The organism is Streptomyces sp. NPDC045701, assembly GCF_056432045.1.
In genome coordinates this window covers 1-4364 of sequence record NZ_JBWKJV010000128.1, presented here as the reverse complement: position 1 = coordinate 4364, position 4364 = coordinate 1, and the positions used below count along the sequence as shown (strand labels likewise).

Genomic DNA, 4364 nt, shown 5'->3' with positions numbered 1-4364 from the left:
CCGGCGAGTATTTCTTCGGTGGCGCCACTTCTCCCTCGTTTCTGGTTCAGGGTGATCCTATTGGACCCCTGTCCGGAAACTTCGAGGCACCTCACCGGCGGTCATGTTGGTGACCGCGACGGTGCTCAGTGCGCCGCGGGTGAGTTCGTCATCGTCCAGGGCGAGGCGGCCGCAATCGCAGTAGCCCAAGCGCTGGACCAGGGCGAGGGATTCTTTCTGGGGGAGGAGGTCGGCGATCGCGTCGACGGCCACGAAGCCGAAGTCGACGGCGATCTGGAACGCCTGACGGCACACGGTGGGCTGAGCGGCGAACTCGCCAGTCAACGGGGCGTGCGGGCGGGTGACGGCGGGCGGCTGGCGGCGAGAGCGCGAGGGCGGCATACAGGTTCAACACCTCGATGCGCGGCTGGTCACCGAGGTGTCCCCCGCATGGCGCAGCGCGCGCATCTCGCAGACCGCTGTACCTCGTTGTGCAGCACCAGACGGGCCGTATCGGCCCCGGACGAGGAGTTTTTCGTGTGAGGTGACGGTGGGGGAGGGGTATCCGGGCAGCCGTCGGCCCTCCCGTGAGGCGGGGAGGGACGGCGCGGCTCGTGCCAGGGTGACCTGGGTGAGCCAGGGCGGCGGCCCCCGGATCGGGGATCACCGCTGGTGGCAGCATTGCACTGGCTCCAGCCACGCAACAGGCGCCTGACCGAATTCGTCGCCTTCCCCTAGCATGGGTACGGGTATGGGTACGTACCCGTACCCTATGCGTGTGGATGGGGGCCCGATGATGTCTGACGCCAATGTCCGCATTCCCGAGGAAGCCCGCGACCGGCTGGCGGCCATAGCGGCGGAGGAGGGCATGTCGCTGCGCGCCTACCTGGCCCGCCTCGCCGAAACCCTCCTTACCCCGGCCGAGCGTGCCGCGCGGGCCGAGCAGGCCCGAGCCGCACTGAAGGAATGGAACGGCTACGCGCCCACCCGCGCTGAGGAACAGGCTCTCGACAACGAGCTGGACCGCCGCCTGGCCCAGGCGGCCGCCCGGTGAGCGCCGCCATGCACATCGTCCTGGACGACACCGCGATGGCCGCGGCCGGCCAGGGCAACGTTCTCGCCTCCCGCCTCATCCACCGCGCCCACGCCCAGGCCGACTGGCACCTGTACGCCCCCACGTGCGCGCTCGTCGAAGCCGACCGTGCCCGACCGGGCACCGCGGGGCACCTGGCCGCGCTGCCGGGCATCACCGTGCTCGACCTGGACCTTCCGGCCGCCTTGGCCGTGGCCCGGCACGACACCTGGGCGGCGGCACACTGCCAGTACGCAGCCCAGCCGACTCCGGACCGCCCCGATGGAGGGATCATCGCCACCACCGCCCCCGACCGGTGGATCGGCGAGCCGGTCCGCGTCCTCGACCTGACACCCTGATCCTGCAGCCGGATCCCCGCCGACGCCAAGGTGGGCTCGGCGGGTCTGGACGAGGCGGTGCCAGCGGGCGCGGACGGCCTCGCCCCCGTCAAGCCACTGCGCGGAGGAGGGGCCGGGCAGGGGGAGGCCGCCCATGTAGTGGGCGGTGTCGGCCTAGTAGGCGGAGTCGGCAGTCCCGGCCGGTTCGTGCAGGCGGTCGATGACAGCACGGACCTTGTCCCGCTCGCCGAGGACGGAGTGGTAGAACGCGAGCGCAAGCTCCAGGACGGCTTCGGCGCGGTGATGTCGGCGTCGCGGGTCTCGGCGCGCAGGTCGAGGTCGGTGAGGAGCTGCTCGGCGAGGTGGAGCTCGTCGTCCGCGGTGTCGGGGTCGGTGAAGGCCAGAACCAGGGCGTGCTGGGCTTGGCTGCTGGCGCGTTCCCCCACGCCCTGGACCACGAGAAGGATCTTGAGGTTGACGCGCTCGATAGCCCAGCCGATCACCGGCGTAATGAGCCCGGCGATACCGATCAGGGCACCGAGCGCGGGCGAGCCGAGCGCGTCCGTGATCCTCGTCAGTGGGTCCGGCGCTGGTTGGGCATGGCAAGTCCTCCCCCTTTGGCGGCCTTGCGGCCGCACGCTGTGTCATCTCCCGGCCGGCCCGCACGGCCGGGCATTTGGGCCTGCGCCCCGGTGGCGATTCCCAGCAGGTGTGCCTGGTCGCGGTCGGCCTGCACCGGACGCGGCCGCTCGAGACCCGGGCCACGGTGATGCCCAGGTGCGCCATACGGGCCACCACGCCCTTTCCCGCGAGCGGCCCGCCTTCGGGCAAGACGACCACGGTTCCGCTCGCTCAAGCAGGACGGCAGCCCCGAGGAAGGCTACTTCGTGGCCGAGTTGGGCTGAACCGCCGGGAGGGCTGGATCAAGGGGATGCGGCTGACCGCCCGCCGGGTCAGGCCGTCCGGCCGGCAGATGAAGGACCTCACCGCGTTCGGGAAGAAGACCGGCTGGAAGTACTCGATCACCGCCACCAGCATCAACAAAACGACCCGCATCCCCGGCTCCCACCAGATCCAGTGGCTCGACGCCCTGCACCGCCACCACGCCGTCGTCGAGGACCACGTGCGAACGAACAAAACAATGGGGCTGCACAACCTGCCCGCCAAGTCCTGGATGATCAACGCGGCATGGATGCTGACCGCGAACCTCACCGCCGCCCTGGACGCCTGGCTGAGACTGCTCACTCTCCACGATCAAGACGACCTGGCCGACGCCGAGCCCGACACCCATGCGCTTGCGCCTCTGCCACCTCCCGGCCCGCCTCGCGAAGCACGCCCGCCGCCACTGGCTGCGGACCGAACGCTCCTGGCCCTGGGCCGACGCGTTCGTCCTGGCCTGGCAGAGGCTCTACGCCCTTCCGGCAGTCACCTGACCACCGGCTCACGCCCCGACGAGGACCAGGAAGGAGAACAACCCGCAACACTCCGGGCCCGTGGAACCCGGCGCCCCGCAGCGCCACGCGAAGACCCCGCCCGACACCCGCGGGAACAAAACGGGGTGAACCCACCACCTCACGAAGCAGCGATCACCACTGAAGGATCGAGGCCAGCTCCGGGCGCTCCGCGAGCCGATTTACGAAAGCCTGCGCCGCCAGATGCTGGAACGCCCTTGATCTGCTGGGAAAACACCCACGCAACTCAGCCGGACGGCCGCGGTCATAATATCCGCATACGCCTGTATCCTCCCGCTTGCTGTCCTCGGTGGTGAGTGCGGTATCGCGCCCGTGGGCGCGACGCGGCCGACGACGAACAGAACGCTGGACTGGGAAGAGCTACGGATACGGCTACGACCGTGTGCGTAGGGGTGCGGACCAGCCGCTTGTAGCAGCAGATGGCAGCGAGACCGAGAAAACCTGCCCCCTCGTTGTCCCAAGCACCAGGAGCTAAACGTGCGCCCAGAACTCCACGAAGCCACTGCACCGAATGGATGAACCTCGATCCACCCAGATGTTCCACTGGACGGGGCAGCCTCTGGCCCGCAGACCTGGATACGTTTTGCAGCATGAACAAGCGCATTCTGCTGGTACTGACCAGCCACGACCAGCTCGGCGACACCGGTCGGAAGACCGGCTACTACGTCGCGGAGGCGGCCCACCCCTGGAAGTCACTCATCGACGCCGGCCACACCGTTGACATCACTACTGTTGAGGGGGGGTGGCCGCCCATTGACACGGTCGACAAGGACGACCCGGTGCAGCGCGATTTTCTCAAGGTTTGTGCTGCTCAGCTCGTCGACGCTCCGGCTATCTCTACTGTCGACACCTCCGTCTACGACGGGATCTTCTTCGCAGGAGGGCACGGTCCTATGTTCGACCTGCCCGGCAGCACAGCCTCCCAGTCCGCTGTCCGAGAGATCTACGAGCGTGGTGGAGTCGTTGGAGCCGTATGTCACGGTCCCGCTGGCCTGGTTGACGTCACCCTTTCCGACGGCACCTACCTAGTCGACGGCAAGAATGTCTCCGCCTTCACCAATGACGAAGAAGTGGCAGTCGGACTGACCGAGGTAGTCCCATTCCTGCTCCAGGACAAGCTCACCGAGCGTGGCGCGAAGCACTCTGGTGTGCCCAACTGGGAGCCCTACACCGTTGTCGACGGCCGTCTGATCACTGGTCAGAACCCTGCCAGCGCTGCCGGTACTGGTCAAGCAATGGCTGACGTCTTGAACAGCTGATAGCTTTCCCCGAGCTGTGGGCCCTTGCCTACAGAGGGATGATGTTGGCGAATTCGCAGCTTGAATCTCTTCGCCCCGCCGGGTGACTAAGAAGTCATCTCATTTGGCCGTCATGGGTAGGCTGTATCAGTTATGGTGGGGATCGTTGAGGGTCGCGTCCTCGGAGCGGTGTAAAAGCTCGACGAGGGGTTCCGTTGTGGTTGATGTTATGCGGCCTTGGTGAGGGACACATGGGCTGTGGGTG

The 4364-nt window shown here is 67.6% G+C and carries 5 protein-coding genes; 4 read left to right on the top strand and 1 reads right to left on the bottom strand.

The features are described 5' to 3' along the window. Positions 1–57 precede the first annotated feature (57 nt). The gene (locus tag AC07DW_RS33460) at positions 58–381 is read right to left on the bottom strand and encodes a hypothetical protein (RefSeq protein ID WP_478861382.1); all 324 of its coding nucleotides are present in this window, start codon (positions 379–381) and stop codon (positions 58–60) included. 394 nt (positions 382–775) lie between these two features. On the opposite strand from AC07DW_RS33460, the gene AC07DW_RS33455 reads away from it, so the two are divergent. The 4 genes from AC07DW_RS33455 (at position 776) to AC07DW_RS33440 (ending at position 4120) form a co-directional block, all read left to right on the top strand. Beyond that, complete coding sequence (locus AC07DW_RS33455) at positions 776–1033, top strand: hypothetical protein (RefSeq protein WP_478861381.1); 258 nt, start codon at positions 776–778, stop codon at positions 1031–1033. Between the two features lie 8 nt (positions 1034–1041). Next, a complete protein-coding gene (locus AC07DW_RS33450; protein WP_478861383.1) occupies positions 1042–1410 on the top strand; it encodes a PIN domain-containing protein in 369 nt (122 codons plus the stop codon). A 1268-nt stretch (positions 1411–2678) separates the two neighbouring features. Then, on the top strand, positions 2679–2822 hold the full coding sequence (locus tag AC07DW_RS33445) for a hypothetical protein (RefSeq protein WP_478861290.1): 144 nt from the start codon (positions 2679–2681) through the stop codon (positions 2820–2822). Positions 2823–3451: 629 nt separating this feature from the next. Further along, positions 3452–4120 (top strand): type 1 glutamine amidotransferase domain-containing protein, encoded by a 669-nt coding sequence (locus AC07DW_RS33440; RefSeq protein ID WP_478861380.1) that lies wholly within the window; start codon positions 3452–3454, stop codon positions 4118–4120. Positions 4121–4364 lie beyond the last annotated feature (244 nt).

Coding starts and splice junctions, on each gene's coding strand:
- AC07DW_RS33450 (WP_478861383.1), top strand. CDS start 1,042: ATGCACATCGTCCTGGACGACACCGCGATGGCCGCGGCCGGCCAGGGC.
- AC07DW_RS33440 (WP_478861380.1), top strand. CDS start 3,452: ATGAACAAGCGCATTCTGCTGGTACTGACCAGCCACGACCAGCTCGGC.
- AC07DW_RS33460 (WP_478861382.1), bottom strand. CDS start 381: ATGCCGCCCTCGCGCTCTCGCCGCCAGCCGCCCGCCGTCACCCGCCCG.
- AC07DW_RS33445 (WP_478861290.1), top strand. CDS start 2,679: ATGCGCTTGCGCCTCTGCCACCTCCCGGCCCGCCTCGCGAAGCACGCC.
- AC07DW_RS33455 (WP_478861381.1), top strand. CDS start 776: ATGTCTGACGCCAATGTCCGCATTCCCGAGGAAGCCCGCGACCGGCTG.